The organism is Vibrio qinghaiensis (assembly GCF_002257545.1).
GTDB classification, from domain to species: domain Bacteria; phylum Pseudomonadota; class Gammaproteobacteria; order Enterobacterales; family Vibrionaceae; genus Vibrio; species Vibrio ordalii.
This window is the reverse complement of record NZ_CP022741.1, coordinates 2310136-2327496: the sequence shown is the minus strand read 5'-3', so window position 1 is coordinate 2327496 and position 17361 is coordinate 2310136. Positions and strand designations below refer to the sequence as shown.

Sequence of the window (17361 nt, the reverse complement as noted above, 5' to 3'; positions counted from 1 at the left end):
ATAGAGACGAGAGAATGTATAAGGAATTTTTTGGATTTACTGAGCCGCCATTTTCAATTGTACCGAGCTCTCGTTACCTATTTTTGAGCCATCGTCATCGTGAAGCGATGCAGCATTTACAAGCAGGGCTGGGTGATGGTGGTGGTTTTGCGCTATTAACTGGCGAAGTGGGGACTGGCAAAACAACCATCGCAAGAGCGATGCTTGCGGCACTCGATGAGTGTACTCAGGCGGGGTTTATTTTAAATCCAACTTTTTCGAACATCGAGTTGCTTGAAGCGATTTGTGATGAGTTTGCGCTGTCTTACTCACCTTCAGGGAGTTTAAAAGCACTTAGCCAACTGATTTATCATCATTTACTGCATAACCACGCGCAAGGGAAACAGACGCTATTAGTGATAGATGAAGCGCAGCATCTGGCCGCCGATGTACTGGAACAGTTACGACTACTGACTAACCTTGAAACGGAGAGCCGTAAGTTGCTTAAGGTTTTACTGATTGGTCAGCCTGAGTTACAACAAAAATTGCAATTACCTCAATTACGCCAACTTGCGCAACGTATTACCGGTCGTTATCACTTGCTGCCTCTCAATGCTCAAGAGACAGAGCAGTACATCCACTTTCGTTTAGCGTTAGCCGGCGGTCACAAGGACTGGTTTGATCAGAAAAGTATCAAATGGATAGCAGAACAGACCCACGGTATTCCGCGTTTAATTAACTTAGTGTGCGATGCGAGTTTGAAGTTGGCCTATCAGCAGGGTATGAAAACACTCTCATTTGAGTTAGTGCGTACCGCGGGTCAAGAGGTCATGAATTTTCAGTCCTCGGTCTATCAGTCGCCCAATATTCGTCTTGCACCATCTTCAATATCGCATTGGTCTCCTTTTATTGTGGGCTTAATGTTAGCCGCATTTATCGCGTGGTTTAGTCCGCCATGGATTGATCGCATGATGCGCTCTGTGTTGCCGCCCCCAGCGTTACCTAAACCAATCACTCAAGTGGTGATCAGTGCTCAATTGGAACAAGATCTAGAACGCTCGAAGGCATTGGAAGCGGCCATTAGCGATCTTTATAAAGTGTGGGGTTACAGTGCATCTTTGGCCGATAGTTTTTGTGATGCTCAAGCACAAGGACGCTTTCAATGTCAGCGTATGCAGGGTGATTTCAACCAATTAAAGCAGTTAAATTTGCCAGTGGTGCTTACTTTAGCTGCGGAGCAAACACAAGCTTATGCGGTGCTGTACCAGATCAATGCTGAACAGGTGCAATTGTTAATGGCAGGCAAGCATGTGCAAATTAACCAAAGCCAGCTCAATGACGTATGGACGGGAGAATATCACTACATTTGGCAGCATGATTTACTTCGAACTTTGAAGCTAGGTATGCAGGGGGACGATGTTGAGCTGCTTGATCAAAAATTGTCTCAGCTACTTGGAGAGCAAGCCACAGGACATCAACGTTTTGATGGGGAGGTGAAACGCAAGGTAGAATTTTTCCAACGCTGGCAAAAAATGGATGTTGATGGTATTGCAGGTGCTCGCACGATAAGTAAGCTTGAGCTATTGACTCAACACAACGCACCTCGTCTTCTCATTACTAAGGAGCAAGGATAATGTCGCAAGTGCTTAAAGCATTAGAGCAATCAGAGCTGAGCCGCCAGAATAAAGGTTCAACTCAATCTTCTCCAGTGACGCTATTTCATCAATTACCGTCGTTTTCGTGGTGGTCGAAAGCATCACTCACCGCGTTGCTTGCTCCATCGATACTCTGTTGCGGTTATCTTGTTTATCATTCATACCAGACTCGAATCGATGAGCTAGAACAATTGAAGCGCAATGCGCCACAAGTTGTGCCACAAGAGGGGGCTTACCAAGTTCTCGAATACCCTGACCTTGGTGAGTTACAAACCAATACACCACGAGTGAAAACACTTACCGAGACAAGATCTACCCAGCCATTTACTCCTTTATATGGCACTCAATTGACGACTCGTGATCAGCAAGATAAAAACGCAGATCAGGAGTTCGGTCTTAATGATCTCGACTTAAGTCAATTATCCCCAGAATTGATACAACGAGTTGAGCTGGCGATTCAAGGCAAAGATCAAGTCGTACTGGTAGGAGACTCATCAAAAGATCATCTTCTGCTCACAGAACATCTTGATACCTTTTCAGGACGTATCCCAGCGCTGAATTTCCAAACTCACGTTTATTCAAGTCGCGCAGATAAGCGATGGATAAAAATTAATGGTGTGGAGCGAAAAGTAGGTGATGACGTTGCGAATGGCGTGCAATTAGTCGAGATTAATCCGCAATCAACCTTGATACGCTTCGGTGGTGAATTGATTGAAGTTCCAGCACTTTATGATTGGAAAGGATAAAAACGGTCACCTTTATCAGGTGACCGTTTTTTAATTGAAGATCCAATTTGTTAGGGAAATTATGCCCAACCTGAAGGGTGTTTTTTACGACGTGGAATAATGTGTGGCAAAATTAATCCAAGTAACAGACCAATCCCCGCTACGCCGCCCCCGTAAGTAAAGTATTTAAGCAGTAGATCCTCTTTCTGAGTATCCAGCTTAGCACGCAGTTCGCGGATTTCAGTTTGTGAATCAGTAAGCTGCTTGCTGATATCGCTGTAGTTTTGTTCTAACTCTGAAATTTGTTGATTGCGAGCCTCTAATGAATTGGCCAATCCGGCTTTTTCACTGTCTGCATTTTTATTTGCATTCGCTAATTTATTTTTCACTTCGGCCAACTCACTTTCCAACTTAGGTAAGCGCATTGCCATACTTTCTTGGCGAGTGATAAAACGGCTTTCAACCCAACCCGTGCGGCCTTTCTCATCGATAATTTGGCTATAACCGGTATTTTTGTCGACATCAAGCAGTTTTACCTTATCGCCCGCATCAATGCTTCCAAGAATACGGAATTGATTACTTGGACCTGAATGCATATAAGTAAAGAGTTTGTCCGCAATATAGCGGTCTTGCGCAAACGTTGGCGCAGCCAACATGGTCAGTAAAACCATGCAGATCAGTTTTTTCACGATAAGTCCTTTAGCTATCAAATGAGGTATTAAAATGCTGTCGACAAATATTAAGAAGTTTCGTTGATTGGTGCAACAAAGAAGGGAGGCTAAGCCTCCCTTTCTGTGCGTTTGAGTCAATTAATGACATTGCACTTACAATCTATTGACTTATTGTGTTAGCCAAATATTGCTTGCAGGGCATAGAAGAAAATAACTGCAAGTAAAGCGCCTGCTGGCAAAGTCACAATCCATGAGGCAACGATATTACGCACCACACCTAAATTCAGTGCCGCAATTCCACGAGCAAAACCAACCCCTAATACCGCACCAACAAGCGTTTGTGTGGTTGAGATTGGAAGGCCAGTACCTGATGCCAAGACGACCGTTGATGCTGTTGCTAACTGAGCTGCGAAGCCACGGCTTGGTGTCAGTTCAGTAATACCGGTACCGACTGTTGCCATAACTTTGTGACCAAGAGTCGCTAAGCCAACCACAATACCAAAACCACCCAGTGGCAAAATCCACCAAGCAATTGAGCTTTTAGCACTGACAGCGCCCAAGCTTTCAACCGTTGAAACCACCGCAGATAGAGGGCCAATCGCGTTCGCTACATCATTTGAACCATGCGCAAAAGCCATTGCGCACGCTGTGATCACCATTAATACGCTAAAGATGCTCTCAACACCGGAAAAACCGTGGTCTTCTTCGCGGTTAGCAAATTTTTTCTTAATGTAGTAATAACCACCGACCATAACAAGGCCTGATAACGCCGCCGAACATAACCATGCCTCACCAGTGCTCAAGTGTAAGCCTATATGTTTAAGGCCTTTTTTGATGGTAACTAGTGCGATCACCATAGTGGTGATGAACATATAAATAGGAACAAAGCGTTTGGCGTTCATCAGTGGATTTTCAGTATCGAAAATCAAGCGTTGAGCACTGACGAAGATTAAGTAGGCGAATAAGCCAGAAATGACTGGGGTGACAATCCAACTGCCTACGATACCTTTTACAGAGGCCCAATCGACCGCTTCTGGGCCGACGGATATGCAGGCAAATCCGATAATAGCGCCGATGATAGAGTGAGTGGTTGATACTGGCCAGCCCATGTAGGAGGCGAGTAATAACCATGTTCCTGCAGCGAGCAGCGCAGACATCATGCCATAGACGAGAACGTCAGGTTGGTGAGCGAAAAGTGCGGGTTCGATGACGCTGTTACGAATGGTTTCGGTTACTTCACCACCCGCTAAATATGCACCAGCGAATTCAAAAATCATCGCAATGATAATAGCTTGTTTTACGGTTAGCGCTTTTGAGCCTACTGAAGTTCCCATTGCATTAGCAACATCATTCGCACCAATACCAATCGCCATCATGAAGCCAAAAGCGGCTGCAACAAGAATCAGGACAGTGCCGTAGTTCGCAAGGATATCCATCGTAATACCTAGTCTTTTGATAACAAGCGGAGCATAACTGGACTCATTTTCTTGAAGCGAGTCAAAACCATCAGCGGAGAAAATAATCAACGCCTAAACTGATGGATCAAGTTTTGCTCTTCGTTATTTGGTTAACTTACTGATTTAAGAGCGAGAAAGCATTAGTTCAAGACGAGCGCCAACGCGCTGAGCTTGATCGGCAATGCCGCCTACCCATTCTAGAATTTTGTATAAGAACATCACATCAATCGGATTCATTTTCGACTCAATAGCCATCAATTGTTGACGGAGTCGAACCTGCATCGTATCGGTGTCATCTTCAATCACATCCAGTTGATTGATCATTTCTGCCACAAGCGTGACTTCACGACCTTTAAATCCTGTTTCCAATAACTCATCGAGCTCATTGATCACTTTTTGCGCTTGATTTGCTGCATCAAGACAGCGTTTTACATAGGCAATAAAGTTTTCTTGAAGAGGCTCTGGGATGATCAATTGACGACCGTAGACACGGCCTGCAATATCTTTTGCAAGGTTGGCCAGTTTATCTTGCTGAGTTAACAGCTCTAGCATGTCAGTACGATCGACAGGCATAAATAAACCGCGTGGTAGTTTAAGACGAATTTCACGCTTGAGTACGTCCGCTTCTTTCTCTAAATGAGAAATTTGGGCTCGAATTTCACCTGCTTTTTCCCAGTCACCCTTTGAACAAACTTCAAAGAAATTGACTAAGTGAGAGCAACATTCATTCACACACACAACGTGGCGCTGCAAAGGCTTTATAGGGGACTTTGCAAATAACCCCATAATTGTATTTACTGGCATGGTCGTTCAACCTAAAAAATATAACCTTAAAATAACATACACCTTTTCATGGCGAAATGTTGAGCGATGGCTATAAAGGCGCGCATGTTAACCCATTAAATCTCTCATTAAAACTGTTTTAGATCATCATTCCGGTGATATTTGTTACTTGCCCCACTGTGCATTAGGCCATATTCTTTCGCTATCTGCTTTGGAAGGGTTAGTTATGGAAACCGAGATAGAACTGAAGTTTTTTGTTTCTCCAGAATTTTCAGAAATTTTGCGTTACAAGATCTCTGAAATCAAAGTACTTCAGCACAGTTGTCGAGCGTTAGGGAACACTTATTTCGATACACCTGACAATTGGTTGCGTCAACATGACACAGGGCTTCGTATTCGTCGTTTTGATGATGTGTATGTTCAAACTGTTAAAACAGCTGGTCGAGTTGTTGCAGGGCTGCACCAAAGACCAGAATACAATGCTGAGCACAACAGCAATGAGCCGAACTTGACGCTTCATCCGGAAGATATCTGGCCACAAGGTAAAGATATTACGACCTTACAATCTGAACTGATGCCTCTATTTTCAACTAATTTCACACGCGAACAGTGGCTGATTGGCATGGCCGATGGCAGCCAAGTTGAAGTGGCTTTCGATCAAGGTTTTGTCGTTGCAGGTGAAAAACAAGAACCTATCTGCGAAGTGGAGCTTGAGTTGAAATCAGGTCAAACCGATGCCTTGTTTACGTTAGCTCGCCAGTTTTGTGAGCACGGTGGTATGCGTCTGGGTAACTTGAGTAAAGCGGCGCGAGGCTATCGTCTTGCGTCTGGTTATCAAGGTGATGAAGTTCACGCCTTAACCTTGGTCAATACAGTCAGTACTGATAGCGTGGAAGAGTGCTTTATTCATTCGCTAGAGCATGCATTATCCCATTGGCATCACCATGAGCAGATCTACACCGAGCGCGATTCAATTCCGGCGTTACATGAGATAAGCCACGCTACCAGTTTTTTACGTCAGATCTTAAGCATTTATGGTGGCGTTGTGCCACGCCGTGCTAGCGCTATTTTGCGTCAGGAATTGAAATGGTTAGAGCAAGAGTTGTCATGGCTAAAAAGCCATGACTACCTAACCAATCTGCTTGAAGATAAAGGCCACGCATTGCGTAAGCTCGACGCTCGTAAGTTGCTTATTGCTGAATTAAAAGAGCAACAAGAAGCACTGCCCAACCGTGAAGAAAACATAAAACTGCTCAATTCGGCGCGTTATACCGGATTACTGCTTGATCTCAGTCGTTGGATTTTAAGTCGTGGTTGGCAACCTTTCTTAGATGATAAAGCTAGGGAAAAAATGGCGCGTAACGTCGGTTCGTTTTCAGTGAAACAGTTGGATCGTACTTGGGCCGAATTGATGGAAGCCTTTCCTCCTAAAGTTGAGTTAAGTCCTCAAGAGTATATCGATCAGCAATATCGTTTAATGCGTAATCTCTATACAGGTATTGGCTTTGCTAGTCTTTATGATGTTGAAGAGCGTAAGAACTTCCGTCTTCCTTGGGCCGATTTACTGCAAGGAATAGATGATTTATTGATGCTCAAGCCGCTAGAGAATTTGATCGACAAGTTGCAAGAAGAGGAACAAGAACAACTCAAGCGCTGGTTGGTTCGTCAACAAAACTCGATTGTTCATGCAATGGAGCAGACGCGACAAATAGGTATTGAAGCCGAGCCTTATTGGCGCAAAAGCCGTTAATGAAAACGGTTTAAAATAAATAATTCAAAAAAGAGACGGTGATGTCTCTTTTTATCTCTTTATTGATCCTGACGAGCTGCAACTGATTTGTCGATGAGATCAAATCTTCAGTGCTTTACACAATGAAAAGGCTACAGTTTAAAAAATTAGGGCCGATACCTTTCTAAACGGTATGAGTGATTGATAAGGATGAGCAACAAGTCTGAGATCACAAATAATGCCACAAATGAGCAGGTCAATGACAATAAACGCATTGAGTTTGTCTCATGTTTGATATCATCTTCTTTCATACGAAGCTCAAAAATAGTGTTTTTTTGATTTGTTTGAGTTTGTATCTACTGACCTAAATTATCAACGAATAAGACAGAGTGGAGAACTGATAATGACAACAATGGCATTTAAGCCATGGGAACGTTTGATTACCGATATTCGTCTCGTTCCTAAAATGGTTATGCTGATGGTGTTTAGTACAGTATTGATCGTCACAAAGCAGCTTTGGGATGCTCGTACTTTTTACGAATCACTGCTTGCAGTAACTCAGAATACCGACATCGCTCAGCAACACTATGATGCTTATTTGACTCAAGTAGTATGGCAAACGGCACTCATGATCATCGTTTTTGTTGTGCTGTTACTCGCCGCAGCCAAAGTCATGCTGCGCCAAACACAATATTTAAGTGATTCAATTAAGTTGATGGCAAGTCGTGATCTTTCCACACCGATTAATATGGAATGTAAAGATGAGTACGGTGACGTTGCACGCGAACTTGAGAAAACTCGCCGCCAGTTGCAAGACGTCATCAAGATGCAAGTCGATGCCTCGCAAGAGCTTTCGTCACTTACTGAGGTCATGACTATTAGCATGTCAGAAACCAAAGAGTCCGCTCAAGAAGAGTTTAACGAAATTGATCAACTTTCTACCGCGATGAGTCAAATGACATCGACTGCACAAACGGTCGCTGAGCATGCACAACATGCGTCAGCATTAACCGAACAAGCATCATGCCAAGCGGAAACGGGGCAGCGTTTTGTCAAAGGCACCATTACTAAAATGAGTGAATTATCGAAAGATATCGCTGCATCAGCGCAAGCCGTGACTCAAGTTGAAGAGCGCGTCGCGGCCATTGGCAGCGTGGTTGGCACTATCCAAAGTATTTCCGAACAAACGAATTTACTCGCGCTTAACGCTGCTATTGAAGCGGCGCGTGCCGGTGAAGCAGGACGAGGCTTTGCCGTGGTCGCTGATGAAGTGCGTAACTTAGCGCAGCGCACCCAAAAAGCAACGATTGAGATCCAAGAGATGATTTCTCAATTACAAAATAGTGCCAATTCTGCTGTTGATTTGATGGAAAAAAGTGTGGTTGAAGCGGCTGATGGAGTTGAATTGGTCACTAATGCAGGTAGCGAACTCGACGGCATTGTCAGTCAAGTACAACGCATCAACGGTATGAACTTGCAGATAGCAACGGTGGCAGGGCAGCAAACTAGCGTGGCTCAGGAAATGGACCAAAATCTAACCAATGTGAGGGAGCTCGTTGAAGCCTCAGTAACAGTGGTTGGTGAGTTGCTTGAAACATCAGAGATCATGCAAAGTAACGCTGAAGAGTTAGATCGGAAAATTACGATGTTCAAAGTCTAACTCTGTAGAAATTCGATCCTTCAATCAACGCCCACAATTCTTGTTGTTGGGCGTTTTTTATTGATATAAGTTTGCTATAAATAGCCTTCTAGCGACTGCATTGGTCTCAATTCACAAGGATGTCACATGTTACTGCCTTCATCACTTCACGCTTTTGCGCACACAACCTATCAAGATTTGCTAGAGCAACAACCGAGTATTGCGCAGTGGTCCGAGCCATTGAAAAAACAACTGTTGTATGTGGTCGGGATGAGCCAGTTTATCAATGAAGCATTATTGCGAGATGAACGGTTGTGTATGCAATTACCGGAAATGTTGGCGGGAGAGTCAAGGCTAGAGCATTACCGAGACGATCTCGCTATACAGCTAGAAGAGTGCAAAGATGAAATGTCAGGGCATCGTATTTTGCGTCAGTTTCGTAACCGTGAAATGGTGTACATCGCTTGGCGAGATTTCACCGCCAGTTGGACGTTAGAAGAGAGCCTTACACATCTTTCAGCACTGGCGGAAGCGCTCATTTTTGAGACCTATCAGTGGCAGTACGCTGCTTGCTGCTTAGAGTGGGGAACGCCAAGCAACGACCAAGGTGAAGCGCAACCTATGTTGATCATTGGCATGGGCAAATTAGGTGGCGGTGAGTTGAACTTTTCTTCAGATATCGATCTCATCTTTACTTATCCTGAAAACGGTGAAACACAAGGCGCTCGCCGCAGCATCGCGAATGCACAATTTTTTACCCGCTTAGGCCAGCGAATCATCAAAGCGTTGGATCAACATACCTTTGACGGTTTTTGCTACCGAGTTGATATGCGTTTGCGTCCTTTTGGCGAAAGTGGCCCACTGGTGATGAGCTATGCGGCGCTCGAAGATTATTACCAAGAGCAAGGGCGTGATTGGGAGCGTTATGCGATGATCAAAGCTCGAGTGATGGGGCGGGAAATGTATCCGCAGTATCAAGAGCTGCGTCAAATGCTGCGGCCATTTGTGTTCCGCCGCTACATCGATTTTAGCGCCATTCAATCGCTGCGCCGTATGAAATCGATGATCAGCAGTGAAGTGCGACGTCGAGGGCTGCATAACAACATCAAATTAGGCGCGGGTGGGATCCGCGAAATTGAATTCATCGCCCAAGTCTTTCAGTTAATTCGTGGTGGACGAGAACCCAGTTTACGTCAGCGTGGATTATTAGAAACACTGGTTGCAATAGAAGAACTTGCCCTGCTCAAATCGCAAGAAGTGGCCGATTTACGACAAGCTTATCTGTTTTTACGTCGCCTTGAGAACCTATTGCAAGCGATGGCCGATAAGCAGACGCAAACCTTGCCAGACAATGAGCTGGATCAACTTCGCTTAGCCGTTGCTATGCAATGCCCTGATTGGGTAACGCTGCTTCACGAAACGCATCAGCATATGACCAAAGTACATCAAGTGTTTGCAACTCTGATTGGTGATGATGAAGAAGATGACCACTGCGTTGCTAAATATTTTCACGAGCTGTGGGATATGGCGCACAAGCCAGATGTGCTTGAAACGATTTTTCAACAAGAGCTTACCTGTGATGATCCTGTCGGCATGGCGCATGTATTGATCCAATTTAAAGAGGATTTGGCGAAAAAAACGCTGGGTCCACGCGGACGAGATGTTTTAAACCGATTGATGCCTAAACTGTTCCAAGCAATTTTTACCCACCCAGATGCGCAGTTTGGCTTGCCTCGTGTGCTGCATTTGATGTACAAAATTGTGACTCGAACCACTTACCTTGAGCTGCTAGATGAACACCCTGCGGCATTGACGCAACTGGTGCGTTTATGCACCGCAAGCCCGATGATTTCGGAACAGCTTAGTCGTTACCCCATTTTACTCGACGAACTTATCGACCCGCAGCATCTCTATAATCCAATGGCGCTGTCCGCTTATAAAACTGAACTGCGTGATTTTCTTGCTCGTATTCCCGAAGAGGATATGGAGCAGCAAATGGAAGGATTACGCCAATTTAAGCAGATCTGCATTTTGCGTATTGCTGCCGCTGATATTGCCGGTGCGTTGCCTGTGATGAAAGTGAGCGATCACTTAACTTACCTTGCTGAAGCCATCGTTGAAGCTGTGATCAACCAAGCTTGGCAGCAAGTCAGTGCAAAATACGGCCAACCCACTCATTTAAAAGAGAGGGATGGTAAAGGGTTTGCCGTGGTTGGTTATGGCAAGGTGGGGGGCTGGGAGTTGGGCTACAATTCCGATCTTGATATCGTATTTCTCCATGACTGCCCAGCGGATTGCTACACTGATGGCGCAAAAGAGATTGACGGCCGTCAGTTTTATTTGCGCTTAGCCCAGCGCGTGATCCACATTTTTGCCACTCGTACCGCTTCTGGTATTTTGTATGAAGTTGATACTCGTTTGCGCCCATCTGGAGCGTCCGGTTTGTTAGTTAGCCCTGCTGAAGCGTTTGATGAATACCAGAGAAATGAAGCGTGGACGTGGGAACACCAAGCCTTAGTTCGTGCCCGAATCATTTATGGTGATGAGCCTCTGCAACAGGCTTTCCATCACACCCGTCATGAGATTTTGTCATTGACGAGAGATGAAACCAAGCTCAAGCAAGATGTAGTTTCGATGCGGATAAAAATGCGTGATCATTTGGGCAGTAAGAAGAGTGGTCGCTTTATGCTCAAACAAGACGCTGGTGGCATCACTGATATTGAGTTTTTAGCTCAATATCTAGTGCTGCGTTTTAGCCATGAAAAGCCAAAGTTGACGTTTTGGTCAGACAACGTACGCATTTTTGAATCACTACTGAACCAAGGTGTGATGGACAAAGAACAAGCGCAGGCTCTTACCGATGCCTATACTTCGATGCGCAATCAGATCCATCATCGAAACTTGCTTAACTTGGATGCGGATGTTGATGAAAGTAAGTTTGTTGACCTGCGAAAACGAGTCACAGATGCTTGGCAGCAGTGGCTAGGTTGAGTGTTTTAGACACTCAATGAGCTGTGTTACACTCAGCACAATAACAAAAATTGGAGATCCACAATGAAACCAATCCTACCTGACTACAATGATGCAGGTGTATTGATTATTGGCGATGTGATGCTTGATCGCTACTGGTATGGCCCAACTGGTCGCATCTCACCAGAAGCCCCGGTTCCTGTAGTAAAAGTAGAGAATAGCGAAGAACGTCCAGGCGGCGCGGCAAACGTTGCAATGAACATTGCTTCACTAGGCGGTCATGCGCACATTGTTGGTTTAACTGGCGTGGATGAGCCAGCGAAGGTTCTGACTGAAACGTTAACAGCGTTGAAAGTGAGTTGTGATTTTGTTGCTCTGCCAAATTACCCAACCATTACGAAATTACGCGTGCTAAGCCGAGGCCAGCAGCTGATCCGTTTGGATTTCGAAGATAAGTTTGAGAACACCGATCCAGAACTGATTTTATCTCGCATGGAACTGGCTTTACCGAAAGTAAAAGCGGTGATCTTGTCCGATTACGCCAAAGGCGCACTAGAGCATGTGCAGCAATTAATTCAAAAAGCACGTGCAGCCAACGTTCCCGTTTTTATCGATCCTAAAGGAGCCGATTTCGAACGTTATCGCGGTGCAACATTGCTTACACCTAACATGTCTGAATTTGAACAAGTCGTAGGCAAAGTAAAAACAGAGCAAGAGTTAGTAGAAAAAGGCTCTGCCTTGATTGAACAGTTTGATCTTGGCGCACTGCTGGTGACTCGCAGCGAACATGGCATGACACTATTACAGCGCAACCAGAAGCCATTCCATTTACCGACGTTAGCCAAAGAAGTGTATGACGTAACGGGCGCGGGAGATACGGTCATTTCAGTGCTGGCGGCATCAGTTGCGGCAGGTAAACCACTTGATGAAGCGTGCGCATTGGCCAATGCAGCGGCGGGTGTTGTGGTTGGGAAATTGGGCACTTCAACCGTTTCAACCATTGAACTAGCGGAAGCGGTTCATGGTAGCAAAGATACTGATTATGGTGTCATCAGTGAACAAGCCTTAATTGATGCGGTAAAAGTGGCTCAAGCTCAGGGCGAAAAGGTGGTGATGACCAATGGTTGCTTTGATATTTTGCATGCAGGACATGTTTCTTATCTTAACCACGCTGCCAAATTGGGCGATCGCCTGATTGTTGCGGTTAACACGGATGAGTCGGTTAAGCGTTTGAAAGGCCCAGGTCGCCCAGTCAATACAACAGATCGCCGCATGGCGGTACTGGCTGCATTGGGCGCTGTCGATTGGGTGGTTCCTTTTTCTGAAGATACGCCACAGCGTTTGATTGCGGCTGTACTACCTAACTTATTGGTGAAAGGTGGCGACTATAAACCTGAAGATATCGCTGGTGGTGAAGAAGTGATTGCGGCGGGTGGAGAAGTCAAAGTGTTGAACTTTGAAGATGGCTGCTCAACCACAGAAATTATTGAAGCGATTAAAGGCGGCAGAGGCTAACATCGCGCTGCATCCTTTGGCGGATTGTATAAAATGAGCCAATCGCTACAAAAAAGCCGCTGAAAATTCAGCGGCTTTTACTTTTTAGCTGTCTGCTTTTAAGCCAGCATTGATATCTAAAATATCTTGCTCGCTCAAGGTGCCTACTGCTTGACGCAATTGCAGTACGTTCAGTACATAGTCATAACGTGCGTTAGAGAGACTTTTATTCGCCTCGAAGAGAAGGCGCGTTGAATCAAGTACGTCAACAATAGTTCGCGTACCTACATCAAACCCTGCTTCGGTCGCCTCCAGTGCTGATTTCGCTGAAATAACTGACTGCTCATAAGCACGTAAAGCGCCAATGGAGGCATTGATGTTGTTATTAAATGCGCGTACATCTTTCACCACGCTGCGATACGTTTTTTCTAAATCTTGGCTTGCAGCAACGTACGAAAATTCGGCTTGTTTGGTTTGCGAGGTGGTATTTCCGCCAGTATAAAGCGGCACCTTAAGGTTAATCCCAACATTGAAATCGTTGTAATCCACTTTAGAGCCGCCGTTATTATTACTCTCATCACCGTACTTATAGCCACCATCAAGAGTCAGTGAGGGTAAGTGTCCTGAACTTGCTAATGAAATATTATCTTTCGCGACATCCTGAGTAATACGCGCAGTCAGCAAAGAGAGGTTTTTCTGTTGAGCTTCTTCAAGTAGAACATCAATCGGCTGCGTTGTTTTGCTGGCTGAAAAACGATTAGTATCCAACACACTTAAATCAGAATGTTCTTGACCTGTTATTTCACGCAAGGTTTCATAGCTGTTGGTAAGACTATTCTTTGCTAAGACTTCATCAGCAAGTACACGATCGTATTGCGCTTGCGCATCATGCACGTCAGTAATCGCAGAAAGGCCGACTTCAAAACGTTGTTTCGTCTGCTCTAATTGACGAGCTACCGCCACTTTTTCTGCACGGACAAAGGCCAAGTTATCTTTAGCACGAAGCACTTCAAAATACGCTTGTGCAACGCGTAAAATCAGCCCTTGTTGCGTTGCCGCGTAGGCAGAATCCGCTTTGCGTGCATTTTTTTCTGCGGTATCTAAAGAAATCCAACTTGAGCGTTGATAAAGTTGCTGAGTAAAAGTGATGCCTGCCGTGAGCTTATCGCTTTCACGTTCATCAATATTACTGCGGTTAATATTGTAACCTGCGGCTAGGTCGATTTGTGGTAACAGATCGCCACGGCTAGATGTTACCGCTTCAAATGCAGCATCACGTTGAGCTGCAGAGCTCAGTAGCTGAGGGTCATTTTCTTTGGCTTGATTATAGATTTCAGCGAGGGTATCCGCCCATACTGAAGAGCTCAGGCTGCCTAATGCTGCGCTGATGAATAGTGGAAGCAGTTTTTTCATTGGTCCTATTCCCTGCCTTAATATGTAAGAAGGTTACTTTTAAGGAGTTTAACTTAAATTGGTGGTAATTCACTCGAAACTTTGCACTTTTTTACACATAACTGTCCATCTGTGCAATAAAAATTGATGCTCATTTAAAAATAAATATAAAATTTGTATAAAAAGTTGAGCAATATCCTTGGTGATGGATGAATTCCATGATTAAACTATGAGATTAAATGAGCGAGGTTTCAAATGCAGCAGCCTGATAAACGGTACAACCTTTTTACGCCCCAAGACGTGGACGTCATTTCAAAAGAAACTCTGTTCCAAGGTTTTTTCCGCATGGTGAAATACCGCTTTAAACACAAGTTGTTTGAAGGCGGATGGAGTGAGGAGATTGAAAGAGAAATGTTTGAAAGAGGTCATGCTGCGGCTATGCTTCCTTATGATCCTGCGCGTGATGAGGTGGTGATTATAGAGCAAATTCGAGTTGGAGCATTAGAGCACGCCCAGCCTTGGCAACTGGAAATTGTTGCGGGAGTCATCGACCCTGATGAATCGTCCGAGCAGGTTATCCGTCGAGAGGCGATCGAAGAGGCGGGAATTAAAGTGAACCGAATCGAAAAAATTAGCTCTTATTATCCATCATCTGGCGGATGCTCTGAATTACTGGACGTCTTTGTGGGTGAAATCGATGCAACGCAAGCTAAAGGTGTACATGGGTTGGAGTGTGAAGGTGAAGACATCAAAGTTCATGTCATGAGCCGTGAAGAGGCTTACCGCTTGGTGAAAAATGGTCAAATTGAGAATGGTGCCTCAATTATCGCTTTACAATGGTTAGAGCTAAACTATCAACAGTTACAATTGCAATGGCAGAATTAGCATTGAAAAAACCGTATCACGTTGATTTATCGGAATTAATGCGTGTGTACGAAACTAACTACGCGAAATTGAACGCTTTGCTACCAAGTCAGCCGAGCGTGGGTGACTTACGCTGTTATCAAGCTGCTCAAATGACCTATCAATTACAAGTGCTAGAGGTCACAAAGTACACAACTTTAGTGGAGATTTGTCAGAGTGATGACGTTTCAGTATTTCCATTACCGTCGATGTCTGTCAGGCTTTACCACGATGCACGTGTTTCCGAAGTGTGTGCAAGTGCGCGGATAAATCAGATCAAAGCTCGCTATGATTACCCGAATGAACAAATGATGCAAAAAGATGAGAAAGCGCAAATCAATCGCTTTTTAGGCGATTGGCTTACTTTCTGTTTAAAGCACGGGATTAGCCGAGCTCCAATTTAGTCTTCGTCATCGATGAAAATTAGTCATTCAATTTGGATTAATAAATTTTGAACGTGTCGCCAACTCTAGACAATTCAGACAGCATCAAGCTGCTACAAATCACCGATACGCATCTGTTTGCGCCGGATGATGGCAGCTTGTTGAGTGTTAATACGGTAGATAGCTTTCATGCTGTTGTGGCGGAGATTTGTGCGCAACATGTTAAATTTGATGCCATTCTGGCCACAGGCGACATCTCACAAGATCATAGTGCTGAGTCTTATCTTCGCTTCTCTCGTGGTATTTCCTCATTAGAAAAAACTTGTTTTTGGCTTCCAGGTAATCACGACTTTAAACCCAATATGGGCGCGGTATTCCCGTCAGAGCAGATTCAACAGTCGGAGCATGTATTACTCGGTGAACACTGGCAAATGGTGATGCTCGACTCTCAAGTCGTGGGCGTACCGCATGGACGGCTGAGCGATCAACAATTGGCTTTACTTGACGAAAAATTATCGACGCACCATCAGCGACACACCTTGGTTGTGCTACATCATCATCCTCTATTGGTGGGGAGTGCTTGGCTCGATCAACATAACCTTAAAGACAGCGATGCTTTTTGGAATATCGTCACGCAACATCGCAATGTGAAAGCCGTCCTGTGTGGTCATGTTCATCAAAATATGGATAAACTCCATCACGGTGTCCGAGTGATGGCCACTCCCTCAACCTGTGTACAATTTAAGCCCAATTCAGATGATTTTGTTTTGGATCGCACTTCCCCAGGGTGGCGTGAATTAACGCTATCGGCTGATGGTCAAATAGAAACTCAAGTCAAACGTTTAGCTAACGGCGCATTCCAACCTGATTTTAACGCTAATGGATACTGAAATGCCTATTCGTCAACCTATGCTGCTGTACATTCACGGCTTTAATAGCTCGCCGTTGTCGCATAAAGCACAAGTGATGGTGATGTATTGCCAAATGCAGCGACCTGATATCAAAGTGCTAGTGCCTAAGTTACCCAGTTTTCCCGCGCAAGCTGCGGAATATCTACTTGATCTTATTCACCAACATCAAGATCAATATCGCATTGCGCTGGTGGGGAGTTCATTAGGCGGGTATTTGTCGATTTGGTTAAACTATTTGTTTGGTTTTCGTGCCGTGGTGATAAACCCAGCAATCAAACCGTATGAATTATTGGCCAATTTTTTAGGCGAACAAGTCAACCCGTACACGCAAGAGCACTATCGACTCGAAGCAAAACATATTGAAGAGCTCAAAGCGTTAGAGGTTAAAATTAATGACGCCACTTCGTTTTGGTTGTTGCAACAAATGGGTGACGAAGTACTAGATTACCGTCAAGCTGTCGCTAAACTGACAGGGTCGAAACAGACGGTTGAATTTGGCGGCGATCATAGTTTTGTGAACTTTGAGCGATATCCGCGGCAAATCATCGAATTCCTAGATCTCTGACGGCTTCATTGAGGGGAGAGTCATAATTTTACCTGTTACTTACTTATCTCGCTTGACATAAGCAAGTCTCTTCCAGACTATGTTCTACCTATACTTTTGCAGTTT

At 44.7% G+C, this 17361-nt stretch carries 14 protein-coding genes; 10 read left to right on the top strand and 4 right to left on the bottom strand.

Annotated features, from left to right (window positions below; translation table 11 throughout):
* The first annotated feature begins 14 nt into the window (after nucleotides 1-14).
* Nucleotides 15-1613, top strand: a complete 1599-nt coding sequence (locus tag CCZ37_RS10730) for an ExeA family protein (protein WP_094500504.1) — start codon at nucleotides 15-17, stop codon at nucleotides 1611-1613.
* Nucleotides 1613-2380, top strand: coding sequence for a general secretion pathway protein GspB (locus tag CCZ37_RS10725; RefSeq protein ID WP_094500503.1), 768 nt, complete (start codon nucleotides 1613-1615; stop codon nucleotides 2378-2380). The genes CCZ37_RS10730 and CCZ37_RS10725 overlap by 1 nt, the downstream gene beginning before the upstream one ends.
* A gap of 59 nt (nucleotides 2381-2439) precedes the next feature.
* Here the strand turns inward: CCZ37_RS10725 and CCZ37_RS10720 are convergent, their stop codons facing one another.
* From CCZ37_RS10720 to CCZ37_RS10710, 3 genes are all read right to left on the bottom strand, one after another.
* The gene (locus CCZ37_RS10720; RefSeq protein WP_094500502.1) at nucleotides 2440-3048 is read right to left on the bottom strand and encodes a TIGR04211 family SH3 domain-containing protein; all 609 of its coding nucleotides are present in this window, start codon (nucleotides 3046-3048) and stop codon (nucleotides 2440-2442) included.
* Nucleotides 3049-3206: 158 nt separating this feature from the next.
* The gene (locus CCZ37_RS10715; RefSeq protein ID WP_094500501.1) at nucleotides 3207-4466 is read right to left on the bottom strand and encodes an inorganic phosphate transporter; all 1260 of its coding nucleotides are present in this window, start codon (nucleotides 4464-4466) and stop codon (nucleotides 3207-3209) included.
* A gap of 144 nt (nucleotides 4467-4610) precedes the next feature.
* The gene (locus tag CCZ37_RS10710; RefSeq protein WP_094500500.1) at nucleotides 4611-5291 is read right to left on the bottom strand and encodes a TIGR00153 family protein; all 681 of its coding nucleotides are present in this window, start codon (nucleotides 5289-5291) and stop codon (nucleotides 4611-4613) included.
* Nucleotides 5292-5496: 205 nt separating this feature from the next.
* Here CCZ37_RS10710 and CCZ37_RS10705 point away from each other — a divergent pair, with 205 nt between their 5' ends.
* The 4 genes from CCZ37_RS10705 to hldE all read left to right on the top strand — a co-directional run bounded on the left by CCZ37_RS10705 (nucleotide 5497) and on the right by hldE (nucleotide 13123).
* Nucleotides 5497-7020 (top strand): CYTH and CHAD domain-containing protein, encoded by a 1524-nt coding sequence (locus CCZ37_RS10705; protein ID WP_010319784.1) that lies wholly within the window; start codon nucleotides 5497-5499, stop codon nucleotides 7018-7020.
* Between the two features lie 382 nt (nucleotides 7021-7402).
* On the top strand, nucleotides 7403-8659 hold the full coding sequence (locus CCZ37_RS10700) for a methyl-accepting chemotaxis protein (RefSeq protein ID WP_010318060.1): 1257 nt from the start codon (nucleotides 7403-7405) through the stop codon (nucleotides 8657-8659).
* A 126-nt stretch (nucleotides 8660-8785) separates the two neighbouring features.
* Nucleotides 8786-11629, top strand: a complete 2844-nt coding sequence (gene glnE / locus CCZ37_RS10695) for a bifunctional [glutamate--ammonia ligase]-adenylyl-L-tyrosine phosphorylase/[glutamate--ammonia-ligase] adenylyltransferase (RefSeq protein ID WP_094500499.1) — start codon at nucleotides 8786-8788, stop codon at nucleotides 11627-11629.
* A 63-nt stretch (nucleotides 11630-11692) separates the two neighbouring features.
* Complete coding sequence (gene hldE, locus CCZ37_RS10690; RefSeq protein ID WP_094500498.1) at nucleotides 11693-13123, top strand: bifunctional D-glycero-beta-D-manno-heptose-7-phosphate kinase/D-glycero-beta-D-manno-heptose 1-phosphate adenylyltransferase HldE; 1431 nt, start codon at nucleotides 11693-11695, stop codon at nucleotides 13121-13123.
* 84 nt (nucleotides 13124-13207) lie between these two features.
* Here the strand turns inward: hldE and tolC are convergent, their stop codons facing one another.
* A complete protein-coding gene (gene tolC, locus CCZ37_RS10685; RefSeq protein WP_094500497.1) occupies nucleotides 13208-14515 on the bottom strand; it encodes an outer membrane channel protein TolC in 1308 nt (435 codons plus the stop codon).
* A 234-nt stretch (nucleotides 14516-14749) separates the two neighbouring features.
* Between tolC and nudF the strand changes: the two genes are divergently transcribed.
* From nudF to yqiA, 4 genes are read left to right on the top strand one after another with little or no spacing between them, the layout of a single operon-like run.
* On the top strand, nucleotides 14750-15379 hold the full coding sequence (nudF, locus tag CCZ37_RS10680) for an ADP-ribose diphosphatase (protein WP_010318052.1): 630 nt from the start codon (nucleotides 14750-14752) through the stop codon (nucleotides 15377-15379).
* A complete protein-coding gene (locus CCZ37_RS10675; RefSeq protein WP_017042669.1) occupies nucleotides 15367-15801 on the top strand; it encodes a DUF1249 family protein in 435 nt (144 codons plus the stop codon). Before nudF ends, CCZ37_RS10675 begins: the two co-directional genes overlap by 13 nt.
* A gap of 47 nt (nucleotides 15802-15848) precedes the next feature.
* Entirely contained in the window at nucleotides 15849-16670 is an 822-nt protein-coding gene (gene cpdA / locus CCZ37_RS10670; RefSeq protein WP_010318051.1) for a 3',5'-cyclic-AMP phosphodiesterase, read from the top strand.
* A 1-nt stretch (nucleotide 16671) separates the two neighbouring features.
* Nucleotides 16672-17256 (top strand): esterase YqiA, encoded by a 585-nt coding sequence (gene yqiA, locus CCZ37_RS10665; RefSeq protein WP_010318050.1) that lies wholly within the window; start codon nucleotides 16672-16674, stop codon nucleotides 17254-17256.
* Nucleotides 17257-17361 lie beyond the last annotated feature (105 nt).

Excerpts from the sequence above, each read along its gene's own strand:
- CCZ37_RS10730 (WP_094500504.1), top strand. The coding sequence starts at position 15 with ATGTATAAGGAATTTTTTGGATTTACTGAGCCGCCATTTTCAATTGTA.
- CCZ37_RS10725 (WP_094500503.1), top strand. The coding sequence starts at position 1,613 with ATGTCGCAAGTGCTTAAAGCATTAGAGCAATCAGAGCTGAGCCGCCAG.
- CCZ37_RS10715 (WP_094500501.1), bottom strand. The coding sequence starts at position 4,466 with ATGGATATCCTTGCGAACTACGGCACTGTCCTGATTCTTGTTGCAGCC.
- CCZ37_RS10710 (WP_094500500.1), bottom strand. The coding sequence starts at position 5,291 with ATGCCAGTAAATACAATTATGGGGTTATTTGCAAAGTCCCCTATAAAG.
- CCZ37_RS10705 (WP_010319784.1), top strand. The coding sequence starts at position 5,497 with ATGGAAACCGAGATAGAACTGAAGTTTTTTGTTTCTCCAGAATTTTCA.
- CCZ37_RS10700 (WP_010318060.1), top strand. The coding sequence starts at position 7,403 with ATGACAACAATGGCATTTAAGCCATGGGAACGTTTGATTACCGATATT.
- glnE (WP_094500499.1), top strand. The coding sequence starts at position 8,786 with ATGTTACTGCCTTCATCACTTCACGCTTTTGCGCACACAACCTATCAA.
- hldE (WP_094500498.1), top strand. The coding sequence starts at position 11,693 with ATGAAACCAATCCTACCTGACTACAATGATGCAGGTGTATTGATTATT.
- tolC (WP_094500497.1), bottom strand. The coding sequence starts at position 14,515 with ATGAAAAAACTGCTTCCACTATTCATCAGCGCAGCATTAGGCAGCCTG.
- nudF (WP_010318052.1), top strand. The coding sequence starts at position 14,750 with ATGCAGCAGCCTGATAAACGGTACAACCTTTTTACGCCCCAAGACGTG.
- CCZ37_RS10675 (WP_017042669.1), top strand. The coding sequence starts at position 15,367 with ATGGCAGAATTAGCATTGAAAAAACCGTATCACGTTGATTTATCGGAA.
- yqiA (WP_010318050.1), top strand. The coding sequence starts at position 16,672 with ATGCCTATTCGTCAACCTATGCTGCTGTACATTCACGGCTTTAATAGC.